Raw genomic sequence first — 23,540 nt, forward strand, 5'->3', positions numbered from 1 at the left:
GACGCCCCTCTAGGCACCAGCCCCCAGACCGCGCTCCTCGGACAACGCCATCAACGCGGCGCACATTGTGTCCGGGCTCACTAACTCAGACCTGATTCCATCGGAATACGACGCCTGCTCCGTGATAGTGGCACAAGCCTCTACCACAGAAGAATCTTCCAGCTCAGCACTGGCGAAGTCGATTTTCTCTTCCAGTGTTGTGCCGGGGGAGTATGTATCATAGAGATCGACAACGCCCGGATAGCCACGATAGGAGGCATCCCCCAATACAATGGCGACGCGGCCTCGGCACAGTGCCTCAAACCCAACTGTACCGGTTAAGGTGGCCACCGCCTGAGCCTGGTCAATCAGATCAAAAGACGAGTGGGTCTCATCCAGAAGATAGGTCTTAGGCATATTGGCCACCAACGGGTAAAAATCCGGGTGGCGAAAAGGGCGCTTGCTCTTCAGCAAAAACATCGACGGATGTTCCTTGACCAGCAGGGTCCAATTGTCCGGAATCTGGCTTCTGAGAGCGGCTATCGCGTTAATTTGGGGCGAAAACCGGCCACCCTCGGGGATTGACGTTCGCTCTGGTTGGAAGTGAAGAAACATGCAGACAAATTTTCCATGAGGTATCGAGTCAATCGCGTACTTTTTGAGTGAACGTCGCAGCCTGGAGGCTCGATAGCGATCCAGCATTTTTGCCAATTCGCGGTCTAAATTAGAAGCCGATGTTCGATTTTTTGGTACATTCCCAGCTTTAAGCTTTCCTTTTAACTTGTTCACTCGACTGACCAGGCTCTTGTCACCACCTTTCTTCTGATTCTTCATATACTGAGGCTCTGCCAACGCATAATTATTTCGCTTAGCGGAAATATACTCCACTCCACCTGTTGACGGTTTCTTGCCACGGGTGACGTACAGTTTTTGTTGCGGAAGATCCCGCTCGGGATGGTAGCTCAGTATCCGGTAGCCAAGGCCCGGCTCAGGACGAACCCTTTTTAGAAACACACGCCACGGCAGCTCAGTCTGACAGACAACATAAACGGGGATACCCATTGAACCTGCATGGATAAAAACCAGCCAGGCTTCAAGATCATGAGGCGTCGAACTGAAAACCAGAAAATCTGGTCTTGCAGCACTGAGCACATCGGCTGCCCTCAACAGACTCTCCTGCAAATAAGGGACGTAGTTGAAGCAACTCCGGGAGGGATCAGTCTTGGCCGTGCCGTTGAAGTAACGCAACCTCTCGAGAATAAAAAACGTGTGGGCGTTACCCAGTGCCAGATTAAAGGATAACTCAATATCTCCAAAGTCCGAGGTACCTATTCGCTCGCCAAAGGGAGACTTGATGTATTCGGTCGAGTAAAACTCGCAAGAAACGCCATCCGCAAAATCAAGATCAGACTCTTCCCGAGAAATTATAACGGGGTATTTTTCAACGAGTTTCTCGGATAGCAGAGGGGCATTTTCATGATTTGTTATAAAAAACAAACCTCGATTTGACATAACGCTTCCTAACTTTGAACGCGCGGATCTGAGGGATATTCCTGTGAATTCCGACCTCCCGGCAAAGAGTCTAAGAGACCTGGACTCAATCAACCAGTTTTTCAAACACCACCGGCGTGTTCTTCTGGATATCCACAGCCGCTTTTCGGCCAATTACCTGCTTCAGGTATTTTGGCGCTATGCCAAACCCTGGCCGGACGCTGCGCACCGCATCAGCGGTGATGGTAGCACCTGTAGGAATATCTTTTACAAAGTACAGAGACCGCCTGAACTGAGCATTGCCCTGCTCGCTGGATTTCCTTCCATAGTCGACCTTGCCCAGACACGACCAGACCGCGCGTGCATCCCTGCATAATTCCGCAAGGTCCTTTGGCTCAAGCGAAAAGCTGTCATCAGGCCCGCCTCCTTTACGATCGAGTGTGAAGTGCTTCTCGATCAGGGAAGCCCCAAGGGCGACGCTCGCAATGGCGGTGGTGTTATCTATGGTGTGATCTGAAAGCCCCGTTACAAGACCGAACCGATCAATCATGTCCGGGATCGTGAGCAGGTTGTAATCTTCTGCTGGTGCCGGGTATCCGCTTACGCAGTGCAATACGGCAATGCTCTCACATCCAGCGGCTCTGGCAGTTGACACCGCTTCTTCAATTTCTTCAGCACTGGCCATACCGGTGGAAATAATCATCGGTTTTCCGGTTCTGGCAACATACTCAATGAGCGGCAGATCTACCGCCTCAAACGATGCAATCTTATAGGCAGGCGCGCCCAGGTCTTCCAGAAGGTCCACCGCGGTGGTATCAAAAGGAGAACTGAAGATCGTAATACCAAGCTCCACGGCACGGTCAAAAAGCGGCTTATGCCACCCCCACGGCATGTGCGCTTCCTGGTACAGCTCAAACAGCGTTCTCCCGTCCCAAAGTCCACCTTCGATCTGAAAGTCTTTGGCATCTGAATCCAGGGTAATGGTATCTGGCCGATAGGTCTGCAGTTTAACTGCGTCTGCACCGGCCTTCTTCGCTTCCTCCAGGATTTTCAGAGCAGTCTCAAGTTTGCCATTATGATTCGCAGACAGTTCGGCAATAATATACGGCGGTTCATCACGAGCAATTCGTCGGCCGGCAATCCTGATCTCTGGTAACGTCATAGTCTTTCATCCATTTTCTGGAATGACGGGTCGGTTTCAAGCAGCCCAAAGCATAAAACGTCGTGATAGCGCCGCCCGTCGAAATGCTGATCACGTAGACGGCCTTCCTCTTTAAAGCCCAACGCTCGATGGAATGCGATGGAACGCTCATTGAATGCAAGGGCCTGACCACACAGCTTGTGCAGGCAGAGGGCACGAAAGCCATACCGGATGACAGACTCTCCGAGCTTTCGACCAGAGCCTCGTGGTGTCTCCGGCGCGAGATAGAACCCCCAGTCCGCGACGGTTTCATGGCGGTTCTTTGTCAGGCTGGCAAAGCCAACGGGGGCATTGTTGATTTCATAAATAAGCAGCCTCACGTCATTGTTCGATTGCACCCGCTGAAACCATGATAGGTGTTCTTCCCATTGAATTTCATGGCTGGTAAACATGAACCGCCTGACATCAGGATGGTTCCGCCACTGCCATACCAAATCCAGATCTGATTCCGTCATGGTTCTGAGAAGAGCTTCAGCCACAATTATCCTCATTCAGCTGATCCGCCACCCTGACGCTGCCTCTCCCATCACATAGTCGGGATGAATGCCTGGTAAGAGAGGCACGCTGAGTCGAGAGCCGGGAAAGACTCTCGCAAAGTTGAGTCGGGACCTGTTTCAGGTCAAAGATACCGAGAGCTGCTCCATTATGACAAAGCGCTTCGGCAATGATTCTCTGATTCTCGGCAATTACCAGAAGCAACGTTGGCAAGCCAAGGCAACAGCGTTCCCACGACGTAGCGCCGGCTGCGCCTATGGCCAGGTCCGCGCTGGCCATAACCTCCGCCATGTTGGATACGCCCGTTAATAGCTCCACGTTCAGGTTTATCTGCCCCAATTGGGCCTCAACCTCATCAAGACGAGGCGCATTGGCTCCCATCACCACGGTAATTTTCAAATCTGCTGCGCCTGGGCACTGCGCTAGAGCCCCGAGCACGCTGCCCGTTACATTATTCTGATCCACACCTCCAAAGTTGATCAGTAGACGGTTGCCTCTCATGCTGAGTTTTCGACGAAGACTGTTCTCACGCCATCGGTTGAACTCGAGCCTCAGCAGCGCAAAGTGCGGCCCACAAAGTACCACCGAATTTTTGGGCACCAGCGCAGCATAGTCAGCTTTTGATTTGCCAAGGTTCTGGTCCAGCAACACATCGCACACGTGCTCCCGGTCCGCCAGATCATCAATGACCATGACTCTTTCACAATATTGTCTGGCTTTTTGTTCCCAGGAGCTGTCGATACCGTAGTGGTCGACCACCAACCACTGGGGCCTTCGCTTTCCCAGGGCCCCAATAAAATCCTTTACATCACGGTCTGTCCCACCTCTGAGCCAGTGGGCATGACCAGGTCCGGAGCCCGACTCACATTCTTCATTGATCCTGGGCAGCAACAACAGCTCATGCCCACTATCCTCAATGATCTGCGAATGATCGCCTGGTTGACAACGCACAGCGAAAACACATCCATGCCCTCGTCGAACAAGTTCATCGGCTAGCGTGAGACAACGCATCAAGTGCCCGGAGCCCATTTCAAAGGATGCGTCAGTACGGAAAGCGACCAGCATAGCTATTTGTTGCCAGACTCGGCAAGCAGGGCCCTGAACATATATTCTGCCCTTATCCAGTCCTCCCCTGAGTCGATGTCCTGAACCCGGTGGCGAGGCAAAACGATAGGTATAGAGCGCGGAGAGAACAAAGGTGACTGCCTGGCCCAGGCCTCCGCCCTCCCCCAGTAGAACTGACCAGCATCATGCCAGGCTTCTTCAAGGTCCTGGGAACGAGTATGGAAGTGCTCGGGCCAGAACATATCTACCCGGCCACTCGAAGTCATTCGCAGCGAACGCTGTATCGGGAAAGGGTAAGTAGTGACAGAGAAGGCATAGTCAGCCTCTGACCCGACCAGATTATCATGCCCTCGAGCAATATCATCAGGCCTTACAAATGGCGCCGTCGCATAGATACAGCAAACCAGCGATTCCTTTTCCTGCGCGGCGCCTATCAGCGACTCCACGGCATGAGCCATTACCGGCAGAGTGCCTGTCAGGTCGTCAGCCAGGCTGGATGGTCGAAAAAAGGGAATCTCAGCACCATGCTGTTTTGAAACTTCAGCGATTTCCCCGCTATCGGTTGATACAATCACTCGGTCGAAGCAGTCACTTTCCAGAGCCGCCTCAATGGACCAGGCGATCATTGGCTTTCCACAGAATTCCTTTATGTTTTTCCCAGGAATCCTTTTGCTGCCACCACGGGCGGGTATCACTGCGAGCCTCACGACTGAAGTGCCTCCGCCAGACGGGCAATCACTTCGTCCTGTTGTTCAATGGACATGGTTGGGAAGAGTGGCAGACTGATCGCCTCTCGGTAGTATTGTTCGGCATTGGGGAACTGGCCAGGCCGGAAACCAAGCCCTTCGTAATAGGGGTGGATATGGACCGGGATGTAGTGGAGGTTTACCCCAATTCCCTGATTCCTGAGGCATTCGAAAATCTCGCGGTGTGATCGGGCCGTTGAGTTTTCCTTTACCCTGATCACATAGAGATGCCGCGCAGAATAGCTGTCCGGGTGCTGGAAAGGGGTGACTACTGGCAGCGCCGATAAAAGCTCATCATAGCGTTCTGCCAGTTCATTGCGCCGTGCCACATAAGCATCCAACCGTTCCATCTGACTCAGTCCCAGAGCGGCCTGAATATCCGTCATCCGGTAATTGTATCCGAGGTCGATCTGCTGATAGTACCATGGGCCATCAGGTGGATGGGTCATCAACGCCGGATTGCGAGTGATCCCGTGACTACGCAGCAGCTCAAGGCGCTCGGCGATTGCCGGATCATTGGTCACAGCCAGGCCACCTTCTGCGGTAGTCACTATTTTCACCGGGTGGAAGCTGAACACGGTCACGTCGCTGTAGCGGCAACAACCAACAAAGTCCCCCTGATACTTCCCACCAATCGCATGCGACGCATCTTCGATAATTGAAAAGCCAAACCGGAGCGACAGTTCATGAATCTCGGCCATCTGAGCCGATTGGCCGGTCAGATGAACGACAACAACAACCTTCGGCAGTGCATTACACTTTTCCGCCTCCAAAAGCTTCTGCTCCAGGAGTTTAGGACAGAGGTTAAAGGTTTGCGGGTCAATATCGACAAAGTCCACTTCCGCACCGCAGTAAAGGCCGCAGTTTGCAGACGCAACAAACGTGATAGGCGAAGTCCATAGGCGGTCTGCCCGACCAAGCCCCAACGCAAGACAAGCTATATGGAGCGCCGAGGTTGCACTGTTAACAGCAAAACCGTATTTCGCGCCGACATGGTTGCATACACGCTCTTCGAAACAGGGAAGGACCGGCCCTTGTGTCAGGAAATCAGACTTCAGCACATTAACGACTGCCGCAATGTCGAAATCCGTGATTTCTTGCCTGCCGTATGGAATCATCTTCAAATCTTTCCAATTTCGCCGAAATGCTCATCTATCCAGGATTTCAGAGCCTCATCACTCATCCATTCGGCGTTGTTATCACTCGAATAGATGAACCCCTCGTCGACTCTCTTCCCGTTTTTGATCCGATTTACATCCTGATCCCAGTTGTTAATGGCGGGCAGAATTTTGAAGTGTTCCTGGTACTCATAGGTATAGTACGCATCCTCAATACCGATCATCTGCTCATGGAGTTTTTCGCCGGGGCGTATACCAACGACTTCTTGTTCTGCATCTGGAGCAACAACGCGGGCGAGATCAGTCACTCTCATGGACGGTATCTTCTTGACGTAGATTTCACCGCCTTCCATGTCCTCAAACGCATGCCAGACCAGCTCTACGCCTTGCTCAAGCGAGATCATGAAGCGCGTCATTCGGGGGTCGGTGATTGGCAATACGCCTTTGTCCCTGATCGACATAAAAAAGGGAATGACCGAGCCCCGGGACCCCATCACATTGCCGTACCTGACAACCGAGAATCGTGTTGCGTGGGCACCAGAGTATGAATTACCAGCAACAAAGAGCTTATCGGATGCCAGTTTCGTTGCACCATAGAGGTTAATAGGGCTGCTGGCCTTATCGGTCGAGAGAGCCACAACATTTTTGACCCGTTTGTCGATAGCTGCATCAATAAGGTTCATTGCACCGGTGATATTGGTTTTAACACACTCAAAAGGGTTGTACTCAGCCGTGGGGACGATCTTGGTTGCAGCGGCGTGGACCACATAATCCACTCCATCAAGGGCCCGGTAAAGTCGCTCCCGGTCACGCACATCACCGATAAAGAAGCGGAGCCGGTCGTCGCCCTGAAACAACTTCGCCATCTCCCACTGTTTCATCTCATCCCGTGAAAAGATAATAATCTTTTTAGGGTTAAATTTTTCCAGCGTCATTGGCACAAATTTATGGCCGAAAGATCCGGTGCCACCTGTTACCAATATGGTTTTCCCGTCAAACATCACTTAACAGCCTCAATGACATTTACCGCCCCTTTTCTGGAGCAAGTTGTTACAAGCAGCCTACTAGAGCTATTCACATAAGTATATTGTCGCTACCGCGCTGCGCCGTACAAGCCGCAAAAGGAACACAGTCGAAAACCAGTCCCTTGCTTCCTCGCCGGTTAATCAAACTCTCTTTTTGATGCAATATTACGACTGGCTCGCTTCGATTCCAGCATATTCTTCCAGCCCTTCACGCTGGCCCAGAAGGCGCCGTCGTCCCACTCCGAACCTTTTCCGACAAAGGCCACTTCAAGGTAAGCGGCCAAAAGCGTTTGAACCATTTCCTCGTCCGGCAAACGGGCTGCCACATTGGCAAGGTTGGATACAGCAACCCCGAGGGGAAGCATACCTGGATGAACGCGAATATCGTCTTCATCAACCATGGAGAGCCTGTCGTTGGGTCCCATCAGGAAATTAGTCAGGTTGCCGTCCGGTTGTTCAATGCCGCGTTTGTGCACATCCGCCATCGTCTGACCCAACAGGCGAATGACGTCGATCTGCCTTGAGCGGGATGGTTCCTCCACAAGGACGGCCCGAAGCGGCCGATAACCTTCCAGGAACGCCGTCCCATAGCCAAAGCACTGCTTCGGTGCCAACCATCCCGCAAACACAATGGGTGGCACAGGCCCACCCGCACGCCGGATTTTCTTGCCACGGCGCAACGCCCGTATCCAGTGAACCAACCCGAAAAGCGGCTTACGATAGCATTTGATCGCCGCCGGTTGCCCATCCACCAGCCCCCGATAGGTAATCCGGGTTCTGCGGGTATTGGAATGGAGCTCTTCCTGGAGTTCTACAGTGGTCATTGAAAGACATCAGGCCTGTTTTGGAGTTTGGGCATCATGGCTGGCGGTGGTAGGCCTGAAAAAGGTGTTGCCAGAGATTCTCCCGTTGTGATGAGGATAAGGCTGGACACCGCTTCCTGACAGAACGGTGAAGTCGTTCAAGATTACGCTGCTTCCATGCTGAATCTGCTTCATTGTCGCTCTCGGCTACCAGTTTGCAACGATCAAAGTCGATCAGGTAGATCTGCCCTTCCGCCACGAGGATGTTGTCGCAGTTCAGGTCAACATGGTCGAGTCCGTTGTCGTGAAAACGGCGAATAACCTGCCCTAACTGTTCCCAAAGCAATTCATCGCCCAGGCGGGGGCTATCGGAAAACGTAACGGCACCCGGTATTCGTTTTACCAGTATAGCGGCCTGATACCAGAACAGTCGGTATTTCCAGGCAATGGCAGCGACCGCTTCGGGCACCGGAAGGCCCAGGGACCGAAGCCGGCCCAGCAATCGGAACTCCGCCAGTGACCGGGCCTGATCAAAACCGGTGAACAGGTATGTCTTTTCCGCCAATCGGGCCATCAGGCCACCTCGCCTGTAATGACGAAGCACCATGCCGCAAGATTCCGTATCGATAAACCAGGCACCGCCGCGCCCACCCGAGGTGACGGGCTTTGCCTGGCCCTCCCAGAAGTCAGGGAAAAACCAGGACGCGGTAACCCCGTCATACTCCGGCGCTACCAGCAGTAATGAGTTTCCGGAACCTGAGTGACTGCCCGCTGCCAATGTCAAAAGATCGGTACCCTCGGCCCGGCAAACCATGGGTTCCCGGGTAAAGACGTTAAAAGCCCAGTAGGCTAGAATGGCGCTCAGTTTACCAACGAGCCCCGCCCGGCTCCACATCCAGCAGTTAAAGATTGGAAACGGACCGTAACTTGATCAACTCCATCTGCATATTACGCCTGTCTGCCATTGGCGACATTACCCATGTTATCCCCGTGGTACTGAGCCTTCAGGAGCAGTTGCCCGACGTGAAGATCACCTGGGTGATCGGCAAGATTGAATCCAAACTGATTGGCGACCTGCCCGGTGTGGAATTCGTCATCTTCGACAAAAAGGCAGGCCGCAAGGGCTATATGGCCTTGCGCAACACCCTGAAAAACCGAAATTTTGATGTACTTTTGCACATGCAGGTGGCATTCCGGGCCAACCTGGCGGCAGCAATGATTCCGGCCAAGGTGAAGGTTGGTTATGACAAGGCCCGCAGCAAGGATTTGCACAGCCTGTTTATCAACCGGCGAATTGCGCCTGCACCGCAACAGCATGTGCGGGACTGTCTGGCGAGCTTTCTGGAGCCACTTGGTCTGAAACCGGCCGCACCAAAATGGGTCATACCCCTTGCTCCAGAGGATCATGAGTTTGCCCGCAACCAACTGGCGACGGATCGAAAGAACCTGGTTATCAGCCCCTGTGCCAGCCACACCCTCCGCAACTGGCCGGCGGAGCGTTATGCCCGGTTGGCGGATCATGCGATTCGTGTTCATGGCATGAAGGTGATTCTGGTGGGGAGTCCGGCGCCTTTTGAGGCGGAATTCTGCGCTGCGATTGAAAGCACTATGGAAGAGCAGGCCCACAACATTTGTGGCAAGGATACGCTGAAACAGCTCGCGGCCCTTTTGGAGCGTGCGGACCTTGCAGTGGCTCCGGATACCGGGCCGACGCATATTGCCAGCGCGTTGGGTACTGATGTACTTGGTATTTATGCGGCCAGTAATCCTTACCGTTCCGGGCCTTACAATTCGCTTGAGTGGTGTGTCAATCGTTATCCGGAGGCACTGGAGCGGTTTACGGGGAAAACTGTGGAGGAGGCTCGCTGGGGGGCAAAGGCAGAGTTTGAGGGGGCAATGGAGTTGGTTTCGGTGGAGGATGTTACGGGGATGTTGGATCGGTGGGTTGAGGTTCAAGGTAAGAAGGGGCCGGCGGCGAAGCTTTGAGTTCGGCGCCGGCTGGGTTGTCGGATTACGCTGCGCTAATCCGACCTACGTTATTCCGGCCTACGGGTAGAGAGGCCGTTACTTGCGGGCAGTGTAGTCCTGGTAGGATTTTTCTTCTACGAAGCGGGAACCCAGCGCCAGGTTAACTTCTTTTTTGATGGCGGCGCGTTTGTCGTTGGTGACATAAACGGCGCGGGCCAGTTCGATGAACTTCGGGCCGAAGTCCTGAGCGGCTTCCTGGTCACGGATGTCGTCTTCGATTTCCCAGAGCTCTTCGTTGACCGCCTTCAGTTGGGTGCGCAGATCGGCAATTGCCGCCTGGTCCTGTACGGCTTCATTCCAGGTGGCGCTCAGCTCGTCCAGTTCCAGACGAACGTTCCTGACCTTCTCGGGGTCTGCAATCCGTTCGGATTTGATCTCCAGGATGGTGATCTTGTCCAGTACTTCGCCGAAGGAGACCGGCACTTTGATAACGTCTGCCATTTGCTCGTCCTGCAGGTGTTGTTAGTGGAGCACGGCGTTAGCCGTTGACCGCTGTGAGCCAGTGGGAATGCGCTGCACTCTTGCCCTTCACGGCGTCGAAATACATGCCCTGCAGCTTCTCGGTCAGCGGGCCGCGCTTGCCGGCGCCGATTACACGGCCGTCCAGTTCACGGATCGGCAGCACCTCGGCAGCAGTGCCGGTAAAGAAGGCTTCATCCGCAACGTAGACTTCGTCCCGGGTTATGCGGCGTTCTTTCACCGGAATGTTCAGCTCCCTGGCAAAATCCAGGATGGTCTGGCGGGTGATACCTTCCAGGCAGGAAGTCAGCTCTGGAGTATGCAGAATGCCATCACGCATGATGAAAATGTTCTCGCCGGAACCCTCCGCCACATAACCCTCATTGTCCAGCAGCAGGGCTTCTTCGCAGCCGCTGGCGATGGCCTCGTTCAGGGCCAGCATGGAATTGATATAGTTGCCGTTGGCCTTCGCCTTACACATGGTGATGTTGACGTGGTGACGGGTGTAGGACGACGTACGAACCTTGATACCCAGTTCCTTCGCTTCCGGGGACATGTACGACGGCCAGCTCCAGGCGGCCACCATTACGTGAACCTTCAGGTTGTCGGCACGCAAACCCATGCCTTCAGAGCCGAGAAACACCATCGGGCGCAGGTAGGCTTCGTCCAGATTGTTCTCGCGTACCGCGGCACACTGGGCGGCATTGAGCTCATCCTTGCTGAACGGCATGGTCATGTTGAGGATATGGGCAGAGCGGAACAGGCGATCGGTATGCTCTTTCATGCGGAAAATCGCGGCGCCCTTCTCTGTGCTGTAGGCACGCACACCTTCGAAACAGCCCAGGCCGTAATGCAGGGTGTGAGTCAGCACATGAGTTTTGGCTTCCCGCCAGGGAACCATTTCACCATCCAGCCAGATCAGGCCATCGCGATCAGCCATCGACATTGTTTCTGCTCCTAAAGCGCTCTTTTCGGGAAACCGGCATTCTAGCAGGAAAACCCGGGCTTACGAAGAGGCGTCATCGCCCTTTCATCAACCCAGCATCACCCGTTTCCACATACTCTGAATGTAGTCACGTTCGTCGGGAAACGCATCGCCCGCCACCTGGCTGTTCAGGTTCTGTAATGCCCGCCGGTGAATGGTGGACCGCAGGGTAATAAAGGCCTCGCGCAATTTCTCCGTATCTTCAACCGGCAAAACCCCGGCCCGGCCCAGCTCTTCCATCTGACGGATATTATCGGACCACTGAGTCAGTTCTGGATGTTCGGAGCACCAGGCCAGCATCAGGTACTGCACCATAAACTCGATATCGATAATGCCGCCGTAGTCATGCTTGATATGGAAAACCTCTGGCTCTTTACCCTCAGTGTGTGGCGTGCCCAGCGCCGTACGCATTTTCTCGCGCATGCCGACCACCTCCTCCCGCAACTTATCCCGGTCCCGGGCCTGACACAGTATGTCGGCGCGTAGCTTTTCAAAGGCTTCCAGCGTTTCCCTGCAGCCGGCCACGCCACGAGCGCGGGCCAGGGCCTGGTGCTCCCAAGTCCAGGCATCATTGCGCTGGTACTTTTCGAAGGCGGCCAGGGTACTGACCAGCAGTCCCGAACTGCCGGACGGGCGCAGGCGCATGTCCACTTCATAGAGCTGACCGGAAGGCGTCTGGGTATTAAGGATATGCACAATGCGCTGGCCCAGCCGTGTATAGAACACCGCGTTGTCGATGGGCTTGTCACCATCCGTCGACTGCTCAGGGTCGGCATCGTGGATGAAGACCAGGTCCAGGTCCGAGGTGTAGCCCAGCTCGATACCACCCAGTTTGCCGTACCCAACGATGGCGAAATCGGTATCACAGACAGAGCCGTCCTTGCGCCGGGGATAACCATGGCGGCTGACCAGGTTGGCAAAAGCAACGTCCACCACATGGTCCAGCACCACCTCACCAATCCAGGTCAGATAGTCACTGACTTTCATTAAGGGCAGGGTTTCGCGGATTTCCGAAGCAGCCACCCGCAGGATGTGAGCCTTCTTGAAGTGCCGCAGGGTTTCCATCTGCTCTTCAAGATCTTCGTAGGGAATCCGCAACATTTGCTGGCGCAGGTCGTCCTGGAGCTCGGTTTTCGCCGGGGGCTTGTAGAGGCTCTCTGCGTTCAGGAGCTCGTCGAGCAGAAGAGGTGTTTCCGCCAGTTGGCTGGCAATCCAGGGGCTCTCACTGCAAAGGCGGACCAACTGGGCACGCGCCCCGGGGTTTTCCAGCAGCAGCACCATGTAGGCGGTCCTGCGAAGAATGGCTTCAACCAGTTGCAGCACTCGCGACAAGGTCTGGGACGGGCCTTCCACGTGAGTAAGCGCTTCCAGCAACACCGGCATGAACTTGTTGAGCCTGTGCCGCCCCTGGGTTTGCAGCGTTTGCAGGGTACGTGTTCCGCGAAGCTCACTCAGGGCGGAATGACTGCCGTCCGGGTCCTCAAAGCCTTGCTCACGGAGCCAGACCGTTGCGGCCTCCTCATCCATTTCCCCCAGCCAGAGTTCCTGCCAGCCCTCATCAAGCACCGCTGTTTCGTGCTCTTCATCTTCGATGGCGATAATATCCGCGAAGTGGGTAGCCACCTTCTCCCGATGCTGCTCAAGCTTCGCAACACAGGCGGCCCAGTCGTCAAACCCCATTATCAGCGCAACGCGGGCCCGGGAGAGGTCGTCTTCGGGCAACAGTTGGGTCTGCTTGTCCTCCATACCTTGAAGCGCATGCTCCAGATTGCGGAGGAAGACGTAAGCGGCCTTCAGCTCTTTCACCACCTGTGGTGGCAGCAATTCCAACTCCTCAAGTTCTTTCAGGATCACCAGCAGTTCCCGCTGTTGCAGCTCCCGATCACGGCCACCCCGAATCAGTTGGAACGCCTGGACCACGAACTCAATCTCGCGAATACCCCCATTGCCGAGTTTGATGTTGTTTTCCAGACCCTTGCGACGCACTTCGCGGCTGATCATGGACTTCATGCTGCGCAGGGATTCAAACGCGCTGAAATCAATGTACTTGCGGTAGACAAAGGGCTTCAGGCTGTCCATCAACACCTGCCCGGCCTGTTGGTCCCCAGCCACGACCCGGGCCTTGACCATGGCGTAGCGCTCCCAGTCCCGGCCCTGATCCTGATAATAGGTTTCCAGTGCAGCAAAGCTCAGGGCCAGCGCCCCACTTTGCCCGTAAGGGCGCAGACGCATGTCCACGCGGAACACGAAGCCGTCAGCGGTGATCTGGTCCAGTGCCTGAATCAGTCGCTGCCCCAGTCGGATAAAGAACTGTTGATTATCAATCGAACGGCGCCCACCACGGGTTTCGCCCTTGCCGGGGAACGCGAAGATCAGGTCGATATCGGAAGAAACGTTGAGTTCGTGCCCGCCCAGTTTGCCCATGCCCAGGACAATCAACGGCTGCGGGCCCTCTTTGCCTGTGGCGGGATTAATTCCCCAGGGGGTTCCTGACTGCTCGCAGGTGTCGTCATACAACCAGTCCAGAGCACCCTGGATGCAGGTATCGGCAAAGGCACTGGCAGCCGTCATGGTTTCGGCCAGATCCGCCCAACGCATCAGGTCCCGCCAGATAATCCGGAACTGGATTTCCATCCGGAAGCGCCTCAACGCAATGTGGAGGCTACTTTCATCAGTCACATCCGCAAGGAACTCCTGCCAGCGCTGGTGCAGATAATCAGGGGTTGTAGGCTCCGTCAGCGGCCGGGACCGGCACAACGATGCCACCTGCCCTGAATGACGCTCCAGGGTTTGTCGCAGAAACAGACTACGGGCCATAGCCTGGGCCGCATCATCATCGGAAACACCACCAGAGCCACTCAGGTATTCGGGCACACCCTCGGGAAACACCGAAGGCCAAATTCCACCAACCTCGTCAGCCAACACCTTCGGTAAGGAGCGCCAAGGCTCGGACATAATGCAAACCCCTGTGTCTCTGTTATATTTCCCGTACTGTATAACGAACTCTCCCCCGACTGAACCGTTGTAAGGACACCGATGCAGAGGAATCGCCGGCCGCTGAACCCGGAACATCAGCTTTCCCACCTCCCCATGTCCGGGATTATCCGGTCCCGCATCAAGCGGCTTTTCACCATTCTGGGAGGGCTGCTGGCTGCCCAGATAACGCTTATCTGGCTGGTTGAGGATCTCACCCTGTTCGAGTCTACGTGGATGACCATGACCACGCTGGTAACAGTGGGCTACGGTGATTTTGCACCAGAGACCTATATAGGCAGAATCAGCACCATCTTCGTCATGTTTATTGGGGCAATCACTCTGTTAACACTGATCGTCAGTGATTATATTGAATACCGGTTCTATCGCCGGGAACGTATCTTAACCGGACGCTGGATATACGCCATGAAAGACCACATCGTGATCATCAACACGCCACAGACCGGCGGCGAACAGTATTTTTCGCGCTTTGCTTCCCAGGTGCGGGCCGTGCCGGGCTATGAAACCGTTCCAATCATGATACTGACCCGGCAGTTTCCCTCCGGCCTGCCTCCTGAATTGTCGGACAACGGCCTGGTGCACTTCCATGGTTCCGGTAGCGACCCGGCCGCACTGAAGGCTGTTCACGCCGGAGGTGCCCGGCATATCATCGTGTTGGCAGCCGACGAGTCGGACCCTTCCTCCGACAGCCTGACTTTTGACATTGCCCACCGGCTCAGTGAAGCCAACCTCGGGCAGAAAGTCACGGTGGAATGTGTTCGGGATGAAAACCGTGGCCGCTTTACCGCAGTGGGGGTTCGCACTGTGATCAGACCGGTTCGAACCTATCCGGAGATTATGGTGCGCTCCGTGGTTGCACCCGGGTCAGAAAAAGTACTGGAAGACCTCTTCAACTATCAGCACGACCACCCCCATCGCTACGAAATCGATCTGGACGATCTGACCTGGGCGGACATCGTCAGCGCTCTCATTCGTCATGGCATCGGCACTGCACTGGCCTATATTGACGAGAACAACGACGTAGTCTGCCACCCACCCGCTGATGAAGAAATTGAAGGCAAGGGGCTGATCGTACTGGTGAAGTCTGTTGAAACACCGGACGTCGAGATGGTGAAAGAAGCCCTGGCCCACTACCGCGAATTCATAAGAAAATGGCACGAACTCCATAACCAGGTATTGGAGGAAGAAGCCAGCACAGCCAAGACGGCAGACTCGTAACTACGCCCCCGCAATCGCCAACTGGAGCTGCCCAAGCTCCTTGCGCAACTCCACATCGTTGACAGCGACACCACTTATCAACGAACGGACCACTCGCTGGTAATGCACATAGACGCCGCGTTCACCTGCCAATCGACCAATCGCACCGAGGTCTTCCTCATCAACCGGAACCGGCTGGCCGGTCAGCCATGACACGCTCAGGAGAAACAAAAAATCATTTACTGCCAGCTCTGACCCCCTCCCTACTTCAGGAACCGGACGATACCGGCCGGCCAAGTGATACCCCTGTTCAGCCTTGCTGACAAGATTCAGGAACACCGGCACTTCATCCGCCAGCCGTCTGGCCCAGGACAGCAGCAACGATTCATTCCCGGCCTTGAGTTCAAATTCAATCTCATTAAGTGGGCACGACTTGCCTCCTGCCACGATCTCACCAGAATCAATAGCCACCTCAATCAAGCTCTCGCCCTGCTCAATCATAATCACGCGGCGCTGAAAGTTAGTCTCGAACACCGGTTGCAGTTCGGCCAGGTTCACACTCTGCCCCACGGGCGTATCCGCAATCAGCCCCATGTTGAGTTTTGTGCCAATCAGCGGCCATTCCCACTCCTGCCGACGGTGGGCACCGTCCGCGAATTCGCCGCGGGTTTTCAGAGTCTGGATGTACTTGTCGCCCATTCTGCGAATTCGCAGGGCAATTTTCTGCCTATTGAGATCTCCACCTGGCGTGTCGTAATAGGTGTTACCCAACTGCAGGGTCTCTTGCGCATGGGTATTTCGCTGGCTTAGCAACCAGGCAACGGCCCGGTCGAGATCAGACTGCGCCACGCTGAGCTTGATTTCCAGTTCCTGGGCCATCGCCCCTCCTGCCATGGGAAATTTGATATCAGCATACATAAAAAAACCGGCGGCCCGAAGGCCGCCGGTTTCCGACTACTTAGTGACTAGCTGGTTAGCTGATCAGAAGTAGTAGACAGCACCAACAGAGGCAATGGAACGCTCGTCAGAGAAAGCGTCATCAGTGCCGTCGTCGTTGAGATCATAGCCATAAACTTCGTCACCGCCACCCAGGTAGCCTTCGAAGTAAACGTACATGTGATCAGACAGGTTGTGCAGAGCCTGCAGGGTCACAGTAGAGGTTTCTGTGTCGTCAGCGTCGTCAGCTACGTTCATTTCGTAGGACAGGGCAAACTGGTTTGCGCCAACGGTGTAGTAGCCGATCACACCGTAAGTGTCAGACGCGTCCTTGGTGGTGTGGTACTCACCAGTGACACGCAGAGCTCCAGCGTCGTAGCTGCCGCGCAGACCGTAGGTATTCTCGTTGTTTGCAGAGGAACCACCGTCGTTGGAGTCCATGGCAACAGCCAGTTCCAGTGCGTCCATTTCATAGACAGCAGCCAGCTGGTAAGGATAGGACTTGTCGCCGCCTTTATCGGGCAAAGATGCATCGTCACCGTCGCCATTGATCTGAACAGCGCCCCACAGACTCAGGCCGCCAAAAGACGGAGACATATACTGAACCAGGTCGCCTTCACCGGTGGTGTAGTCCGCACCGATGTTCAAGGTAGCAACTTCATAGTACTGGGAGATCTCGTCAACGGCGCGCTCGTAGGTAGAGTCGTCAGAACCGACCCACACCTGACCAAAGCTGTCGCCTTTCACACCGATATAGGCTTCGTCGAGATCTTCAAGACCGGATTCCTGATCTTTGTCGTCAGCGGCCAGGCCTTCCAGCTCAAGCTTGAAAAAACCAGTGATGCCCGGAGCAATCTCATGGTCGTGCTTCACGCCCAGAGTTGAACCGTTATCGAAATGCTCCAGGGAAGAAGGACCACCGTCAATGTTGTCATGGGCGATAGCATACTGAATGTTACCGTAAACGGTCGGCATGGAATCCATGCGCGCTGCCAGCTCGGAAGCGGAAGCGGTGGTCTGTGCCAGCGCGCTGCCGGAGAAAGTTGCGGCTGCAATAGCAGATGCGATGAGCGTTTTTTTCATGTTGCGTCTTCCTTTTTGAGTTAACTCAGGTTTTAGCGTCGGGTTAGGTTCCCGCTCTTCAGACTTCACCAGTCGGGCTGGTTGAGCCCTATTCTGTGTATTGACCATGTCAATTTTGTGACAAGGCCATAACAATCCATTTTTCTTCTTTTTGCAAAGAGCTTGCCAGCTTCTTTTCAGCTCAGCCACTTACAGCGTCTTCTTAAGGCGCTGCGTGATGAACCTGTTTTAATACAATGATCTCAGGTTTGCAAATTTTTAATCGGGCCTTTTTAGCTCAATTGGAATTAAAAGGGAATTTATTTATGTCAGATCGTGTTACTCGCTTCCGTATCACTCACTTTCAATTCCGAGGCCAGGATAGCTTTATTTTTTAAAAAACATCACCTTAAAATAACTTGACCCGATCACAGGCATATTGAAGAACAGCGGCCCCGGCCATCACTGCACCAGAAAAGACCAACAACAGTTCCGTTGCGTCATAGTGAGGCGGCCTATTAACCACGTCCGGGCGCACCTTCAACTTCCAGAAGAAAGGTTACCGGCCCGTCATTCACCAATGCCACCTTCATGTCCGCACCAAACTGCCCCTGGCCAACATGTCCTGCGCCCAAATGCGCTTCAGATAACGCCACAAACTCATGAAACAACGCTTGCGCATGATCCGGACGCGCAGCAGCAGAAAAGCCGGGGCGAGACCCCGATCGGGTATCGGCAGCAAGTGTAAACTGGGGAACAACAAGGAGGGAGCCGCCTGTATCAAGCAGGCTGCGATTCATCCGTCCCTGGTCATCGGAAAAAACCCGATAACCAAGTATTTTCCGACACAGATCCTGTACCGCCCCGGAATCATCCGATCTTTCGACGCCAAGCAGCAGCAACAGCCCTGCGGGGATCTCCGAGATGGTCTCATCGTCGACGGTGACGCTTGCGTGGGTAACTCGCTGTATCAGCCCTTTCATTAAGCTCCCTGCTGAAGGACTCAAATTTCGAGACGGAGTTTATCCACGCAACAGGCGAACCGCAACCTTCTTCAAGTGAAAAGTGGATTATTCAGCGCTGTCGTCGAACCTGGCAGCGACTTCGTCGACACCACGCATCAGGGCGTCAATAATCGCGGGCTCGGACGCCGAATGCCCCGCATCGCGGATGATCCTGAGATCCGCCTCAGGCCAGGCCTGGCTCAACGCCAGTGCGTTGTCCAGCGGGCAAACCATATCGTATCGGCCATGGACAATGATGCCTGGAATATCCCTGAGGAGGGCCGCATCACGGACAATCTGATTGTCCTCCAGAAACGCATTGTTCATGAAGTAGTGGCACTCGATGCGAGCCAGAGCGATGGCCACATGAGGATGACCAAAGTGTTCCACCACCCGCGGATTGGGGTGCAGGGTGGCACACCGGCCTTCCCATATGGACCACGCCTTGGCGGCCTGGATCTGCTCCAGCTCATTATTGCTGGTCAGGCGACGGTAGTACGCCGTGACAAGATCGCCCTGCTCATCTTCCGGAATCGGGGCCAGAAAATCCTGCCAGTAGTCAGGAAATACGCGACTCGCTCCTTCCTGATAGAACCAGTGGATATCCCTGGGCCTGCACAGGAAGATCCCTCTAAGCACCAGGCCAAGCACCCTGTCTGCGTGTGACTGAGCGTAGACCAGACTGAGCGTGGAACCCCAGCTTCCCCCAAACAGTATCCACTGACTGATTCCGAGAAAGACTCGTACCGTCTCCATGTCTTCCACCAGCTTTTGCGTGGTATTTCCCTCAAACTCCGCCAACGGGCTTGATCGGCCCGCACCTCGCTGGTCCATCAGGATAATCCGGTAGCGCTCGGCATCGAAAAAACGACGGTGATAATCCTCGCATCCGCCACCTGGGCCGCCATGGACAACGAGCACAGGGATACCATCCGGGTTACCGCTTTCTTCAACGTAGAGTTCGTGAGGTGGGTCAACCGCAATGCGATGTTGGGCATTGGGTTTGATATCGGGGTACAGGGTGAGCATGAAGCGCTCCGGAAAAAAGGATTTAAACGGAGTTTAGCTGAAGTGAACAAAAAAGGGGCAGGTCACACCTGACCTGCCCCTCGATTTCGAGTGCTGTAGATTACTTCTTATGGGCGCGCTTGCGCTCATTTTCGGTCAGATGTTTTTTCCGCAGACGGATCGACTTGGGTGTCACTTCAACCAATTCGTCTTCGTCGATGAACTCCAGCGCCTGCTCAAGGGTGAACTTGATGGGCGGCACCAGGGCGATGACTTCGTCCTTGCCGGAGGCGCGCATGTTATCCAGCTTCTTGCCCTTGGTGGGGTTGACCACCAGATCGTTGTCACGGCTGTGAATACCGCACAGCTGGCCTTCGTAGATTTCCTGTCCCGGATCCAGGAACAGCTTGCCCCGGCTCTGCAGTGTTTCCAGCGAGTAGGTCAGCGCCGCACCGGTAGCCATCGACACCAGCACACCGTTCTGGCGGCTGGTCATATCGCCGCTCTTGATCGGACCGTAATGACTGAAGGTGGACGTCAGGATGCCGGAGCCGGATGTCATGGTCAGAAAGGAGTTACGGAAGCCAATCAGGCCCCGCGCCGGGATTGTGTACTCAAGACGCATACGCCCCTTGCCGTCCGGCACCATGTTGGTCAGATCGCCCTTGCGAAGACCCATCTGATCCATCAGGGCGCCCTGGTGCTGCTCCTCAATGTCGATGATGACATTCTCATACGGCTCCTGCTTGACACCGTCAATCTCCCGGATAACCACTTCCGGACGACCCACGGCAAGCTCGAAGTTCTCGCGACGCATGTTTTCGATCAGCACCGACAAGTGCAGCTCGCCGCGACCGGATACCTTGAACTTGTCTGCGGATTCACCCTCTTCAACGCGCAATGCGACGTTGTGCAGCAATTCCTTCTCCAGACGCTCCTTGATATTGCGGCTGGTGACGAACTTGCCTTCCTTGCCACAGAACGGAGAATCGTTGACCTGGAAGGTCATGGACACCGTTGGCTCATCCACCGTCAGCGGAGGCAGCGCCTCAACGTTGGCCTGATCGCATAGCGTGTCTGAGATATACAGCTCATCCATGCCGCTGACGCAGATAATGTCACCGGCCTGCGCCTCGTCGACTTCAACGCGCTGCAGGCCGGAGTGGCCCATGATTTTGAGGATACGGCCCTGGCGTTTCTTGCCATTGGCACCGATCGCCGTCACCGGGGAGTTGGTTTTGATCTTGCCGCGCATGATGCGACCAATGCCGATAACACCCAGGAAGCTATTGTAGTCCAACTGGGAAATCTGCATCTGGAACGGACCATCGCGATCGACGTTCGGGGCGGGCACGTGGTCGACAATGGCCTGGAAAACCGCATCCATGTTGTCGTCCAGCTTCTCGTGATCCATCCCGGCGATGCCGTTCAGAGCACTGGCAAACACGATCGGAAAATCCAGTTGCTCGTCGCTGGCTCCCAGGTTGTCGAACAGGTCAAATACCTGGTCCACTACCCAGTCCGGGCGGGCACCTGGGCGGTCAATCTTGTTCACCACCACAATCGGATGCAGGCCGGCATCAAAGGCTTTCTGGGTTACGAAGCGGGTCTGCGGCATCGGGCCGTCAATGGAATCGACCACCAGCAGCACGCAATCCACCATGCTCATCACCCGCTCTACCTCGCCGCCGAAGTCAGCGTGGCCCGGCGTGTCGACGATATTGATGTCGTAGTCGTGCCACTTCAGAGCGGTGTTCTTGGCCAGGATGGTAATGCCGCGCTCCTTTTCCTGGTCATTGGAATCCATGACGCGCTCGTTTTCGAGCTCTTTGCGATCCAGCGTACCGGACTGACGCAACAACTGGTCCACCAGCGTGGTTTTGCCATGGTCAACATGGGCGATGATGGCGATATTACGAAGTTTATCAATCACAACAATTATTCCTGCAGCATGCACTGAATGACCTGAGAGGTCTTCAGTAGGCGCAAAGCCCCTTACATGCCGTCTCAAATCCGTAAAATGAATTTCATTTGCCAGGCCGGGTAGCCCGGGTGCACCCTGACGAGACTCAGCGCTTTCGCTGAATATCCGGGGCTAAAATGAAGTGGCGCGCAGTATATAGCAAACTCACTTGCGTTTATATGAAGAAAAACGCCTATCGAGGCACCAACACCATCGCACCAAATTGATGCATTTCTCTGGTGGGCGCACCTTTTTAATGCACCACAAAGGGGCGATCAAGTCAGCATTATGGTGTCTATCGCTCCAAAACAGCCCGAGAACCCTGTAATTGCGCACTTGTGGAGCACGCCCAAAAAACTGGCAAGGCTATTGCTTCACTCCAAGCAGCCGAATTTGCAGGTAAGTCGGAACAGCTTTTGATAAGCTTCCCAACCTGAAAGAAAGATCGGGAGTCAGCACTGCTGAACGATCCGGCAACAATGTACACAGAAATCGCCCGCACTGCGGGATAACTGACGGAGCATGCACAATGTCCAAGACGATTGACCTGATCAAGGAACACGAAGTCAAATGGATCGACCTGAGATTCACTGACAGCCGTGGTAAAGAGCAGCACGTGACCCTGCCGGCCACCGAGGTGGACGAGGAATTCTTTAGCGACGGCAAGATGTTCGACGGCTCTTCAATCTCCGGCTGGAAAGGCATTAACGAATCCGACATGATTCTGATGCCAGACGACACCACCTCCGTGCTCGATCCCTTCACTGAAGAAACCACGCTGAACATCACCTGTGACATCGTAGAGCCGTCTACCATGCAGGGTTATGAGCGTGACCCCCGCTCCGTTGCCCGTCGTGCCGAAGAGTACCTGAAGTCCACTGGTATCGCTGACGGAGCGCTGTTCGGCCCGGAACCGGAATTCTTCGTATTCGACTCCGCCAAGTGGAAAGTCGACATGCAGGGCGCGATGTACGAACTGTACTCTGAAGAAGCCGCCTGGGTATCCGGCGAAGACTTCGAGCGCAACAACATCGGCCACCGCCCGGGCGTGAAAGGCGGCTACTTCCCGGTTCCACCGGTAGACAGCCTGCATGACCTGCGTGGCGCCATGTGTGCCGCCATGGAGTCCATGGGCCTGGAAATCGAAGTACACCACCACGAAGTAGGTACTGCCGGCCAGTGTGAAATCGGTGTTGGCGCCAACACCCTGACCCGCAAGGCTGACGAAGTTCAGATCCTGAAGTACTGCGTACATAATGTGGCGCACGCTTACGGTAAAACGGCCACCTTCATGCCCAAGCCGGTTGTTGGTGACAACGGTTCCGGCATGCACGTACACATGTCCCTGAACAAGGATGGCAAGAACCTGTTCGCAGGCGACGGCTATGCTGGCCTGAGCGAAATGGCCCTGTACTACATTGGTGGCATCATCAAGCACGCCAAGACCATCAACGCCTTCACCAACTCGTCGACCAACAGCTACAAGCGTCTGGTTCCGGGCTTTGAAGCGCCGGTTATGCTGGCCTACTCCGCCCGCAACCGTTCTGCCTCTATCCGTATCCCGTACGTGAACAGCCCGAAAGCCCGTCGTATTGAGGTTCGCTTCCCGGATCCGTCCGCCAACCCGTACCTTGCATTCGCGGCCCTGATGATGGCTGGCCTTGATGGCATCCAGAACAAAATCCACCCGGGCGACGCCATGGACAAGGATCTGTACGATCTGCCGAAGGAAGAAGCCCTGAACATCCCGACCGTTGCCGAGACTTTCCAGGAAGCCCTGGATCACCTCGAAAACGACCACGAGTTCCTGACCCGTGGCGGCGTATTCACCGAGGACATGATTGGTGGCTACATTGATCTGAAACGCAGTGAAGTCGAGCGCCTGAACATGACCACACACCCGGTCGAGTTCGAGCTCTACTACTCCTGCTAAACAGTCTGTTCAAACCAGAAGTCAGAGAAGCCTCGCCTTGTGCGGGGC

Annotated in this window: 20 protein-coding genes; 3 read left to right on the top strand and 17 right to left on the bottom strand. The window is 54.9% G+C overall.

All coding sequences use genetic code 11. The features are described from left to right. Window positions 1-9 precede the first annotated feature (9 nt). From NLU14_RS13600 to NLU14_RS13640, 9 genes are all read right to left on the bottom strand, one after another. Window positions 10-1,491, bottom strand: a complete 1,482-nt coding sequence (locus tag NLU14_RS13600; RefSeq protein ID WP_275707422.1) for a capsular polysaccharide export protein, LipB/KpsS family — start codon at window positions 1,489-1,491, stop codon at window positions 10-12. An 85-nt stretch (window positions 1,492-1,576) separates the two neighbouring features. Then, window positions 1,577-2,632, bottom strand: coding sequence for a pseudaminic acid synthase (gene pseI, locus NLU14_RS13605; RefSeq protein WP_275707423.1), 1,056 nt, complete (start codon window positions 2,630-2,632; stop codon window positions 1,577-1,579). Continuing rightward, a complete protein-coding gene (gene pseH, locus NLU14_RS13610) occupies window positions 2,629-3,150 on the bottom strand; it encodes a UDP-4-amino-4,6-dideoxy-N-acetyl-beta-L-altrosamine N-acetyltransferase (protein ID WP_338040800.1) in 522 nt (173 codons plus the stop codon). Before pseH ends, pseI begins: the two co-directional genes overlap by 4 nt. Then, window positions 3,143-4,231, bottom strand: a complete 1,089-nt coding sequence (pseG, locus tag NLU14_RS13615) for a UDP-2,4-diacetamido-2,4,6-trideoxy-beta-L-altropyranose hydrolase (protein WP_275707425.1) — start codon at window positions 4,229-4,231, stop codon at window positions 3,143-3,145. Before pseG ends, pseH begins: the two co-directional genes overlap by 8 nt. 2 nt (window positions 4,232-4,233) lie before the next feature. Beyond that, on the bottom strand, window positions 4,234-4,938 hold the full coding sequence (gene pseF / locus NLU14_RS13620) for a pseudaminic acid cytidylyltransferase (protein WP_275707427.1): 705 nt from the start codon (window positions 4,936-4,938) through the stop codon (window positions 4,234-4,236). Continuing rightward, on the bottom strand, window positions 4,935-6,095 hold the full coding sequence (gene pseC, locus NLU14_RS13625; protein WP_275707551.1) for a UDP-4-amino-4,6-dideoxy-N-acetyl-beta-L-altrosamine transaminase: 1,161 nt from the start codon (window positions 6,093-6,095) through the stop codon (window positions 4,935-4,937). Before pseC ends, pseF begins: the two co-directional genes overlap by 4 nt. 2 nt (window positions 6,096-6,097) lie before the next feature. Further along, window positions 6,098-7,096, bottom strand: a complete 999-nt coding sequence (pseB, locus tag NLU14_RS13630) for a UDP-N-acetylglucosamine 4,6-dehydratase (inverting) (protein ID WP_275707429.1) — start codon at window positions 7,094-7,096, stop codon at window positions 6,098-6,100. 161 nt (window positions 7,097-7,257) lie between these two features. Then, window positions 7,258-7,944 carry a BUD32 family EKC/KEOPS complex subunit gene (locus tag NLU14_RS13635; RefSeq protein WP_275707431.1) on the bottom strand — a complete coding sequence of 229 codons (687 nt, stop codon included), beginning with the start codon at window positions 7,942-7,944 and terminating at the stop codon, window positions 7,258-7,260. Between the two features lie 34 nt (window positions 7,945-7,978). Then, window positions 7,979-8,707, bottom strand: a complete 729-nt coding sequence (locus NLU14_RS13640; protein ID WP_275707433.1) for a 3-deoxy-D-manno-octulosonic acid kinase — start codon at window positions 8,705-8,707, stop codon at window positions 7,979-7,981. Window positions 8,708-8,853: 146 nt separating this feature from the next. Between NLU14_RS13640 and NLU14_RS13645 the strand changes: the two genes are divergently transcribed. Next, a complete protein-coding gene (locus NLU14_RS13645; RefSeq protein WP_275707553.1) occupies window positions 8,854-9,909 on the top strand; it encodes a glycosyltransferase family 9 protein in 1,056 nt (351 codons plus the stop codon). Window positions 9,910-9,987: 78 nt separating this feature from the next. Here NLU14_RS13645 and NLU14_RS13650 read toward each other — a convergent pair whose 3' ends face one another. The 3 genes from NLU14_RS13650 to glnE form a co-directional block, all read right to left on the bottom strand. Beyond that, on the bottom strand, window positions 9,988-10,392 hold the full coding sequence (locus NLU14_RS13650) for a DUF6165 family protein (protein ID WP_275707435.1): 405 nt from the start codon (window positions 10,390-10,392) through the stop codon (window positions 9,988-9,990). Window positions 10,393-10,429: 37 nt separating this feature from the next. Beyond that, entirely contained in the window at window positions 10,430-11,356 is a 927-nt protein-coding gene (locus tag NLU14_RS13655; RefSeq protein WP_275707437.1) for a branched-chain amino acid transaminase, read from the bottom strand. 87 nt (window positions 11,357-11,443) lie between these two features. After that, window positions 11,444-14,350 carry a bifunctional [glutamate--ammonia ligase]-adenylyl-L-tyrosine phosphorylase/[glutamate--ammonia-ligase] adenylyltransferase gene (gene glnE / locus NLU14_RS13660; protein ID WP_275707439.1) on the bottom strand — a complete coding sequence of 969 codons (2,907 nt, stop codon included), beginning with the start codon at window positions 14,348-14,350 and terminating at the stop codon, window positions 11,444-11,446. Between the two features lie 81 nt (window positions 14,351-14,431). On the opposite strand from glnE, the gene NLU14_RS13665 reads away from it, so the two are divergent. Further along, the gene (locus tag NLU14_RS13665) at window positions 14,432-15,607 is read left to right on the top strand and encodes a potassium channel family protein (protein WP_275707441.1); all 1,176 of its coding nucleotides are present in this window, start codon (window positions 14,432-14,434) and stop codon (window positions 15,605-15,607) included. Here the strand turns inward: NLU14_RS13665 and NLU14_RS13670 are convergent, their stop codons facing one another. The 5 genes from NLU14_RS13670 to typA all read right to left on the bottom strand — a co-directional run bounded on the left by NLU14_RS13670 (window position 15,608) and on the right by typA (window position 21,529). Beyond that, window positions 15,608-16,465 carry a CYTH domain-containing protein gene (locus NLU14_RS13670; RefSeq protein WP_275707443.1) on the bottom strand — a complete coding sequence of 286 codons (858 nt, stop codon included), beginning with the start codon at window positions 16,463-16,465 and terminating at the stop codon, window positions 15,608-15,610. Between the two features lie 102 nt (window positions 16,466-16,567). Beyond that, the gene (locus NLU14_RS13675; protein WP_275707445.1) at window positions 16,568-17,605 is read right to left on the bottom strand and encodes a porin; all 1,038 of its coding nucleotides are present in this window, start codon (window positions 17,603-17,605) and stop codon (window positions 16,568-16,570) included. Window positions 17,606-18,102: 497 nt separating this feature from the next. Further along, complete coding sequence (dtd, locus tag NLU14_RS13680) at window positions 18,103-18,567, bottom strand: D-aminoacyl-tRNA deacylase (RefSeq protein ID WP_275707447.1); 465 nt, start codon at window positions 18,565-18,567, stop codon at window positions 18,103-18,105. Between the two features lie 87 nt (window positions 18,568-18,654). Next, complete coding sequence (pip, locus tag NLU14_RS13685; protein ID WP_275707449.1) at window positions 18,655-19,617, bottom strand: prolyl aminopeptidase; 963 nt, start codon at window positions 19,615-19,617, stop codon at window positions 18,655-18,657. A 100-nt stretch (window positions 19,618-19,717) separates the two neighbouring features. Then, window positions 19,718-21,529, bottom strand: coding sequence for a translational GTPase TypA (typA, locus tag NLU14_RS13690; protein ID WP_275707451.1), 1,812 nt, complete (start codon window positions 21,527-21,529; stop codon window positions 19,718-19,720). A gap of 559 nt (window positions 21,530-22,088) precedes the next feature. On the opposite strand from typA, the gene glnA reads away from it, so the two are divergent. Next, entirely contained in the window at window positions 22,089-23,492 is a 1,404-nt protein-coding gene (gene glnA / locus NLU14_RS13695) for a glutamate--ammonia ligase (RefSeq protein ID WP_275707453.1), read from the top strand. Window positions 23,493-23,540: the final 48 nt, after the last annotated feature.

The sequence above is a fragment of the Marinobacter iranensis genome, assembly GCF_029207565.1.
Taxonomy (GTDB): domain Bacteria; phylum Pseudomonadota; class Gammaproteobacteria; order Pseudomonadales; family Oleiphilaceae; genus Marinobacter; species Marinobacter iranensis.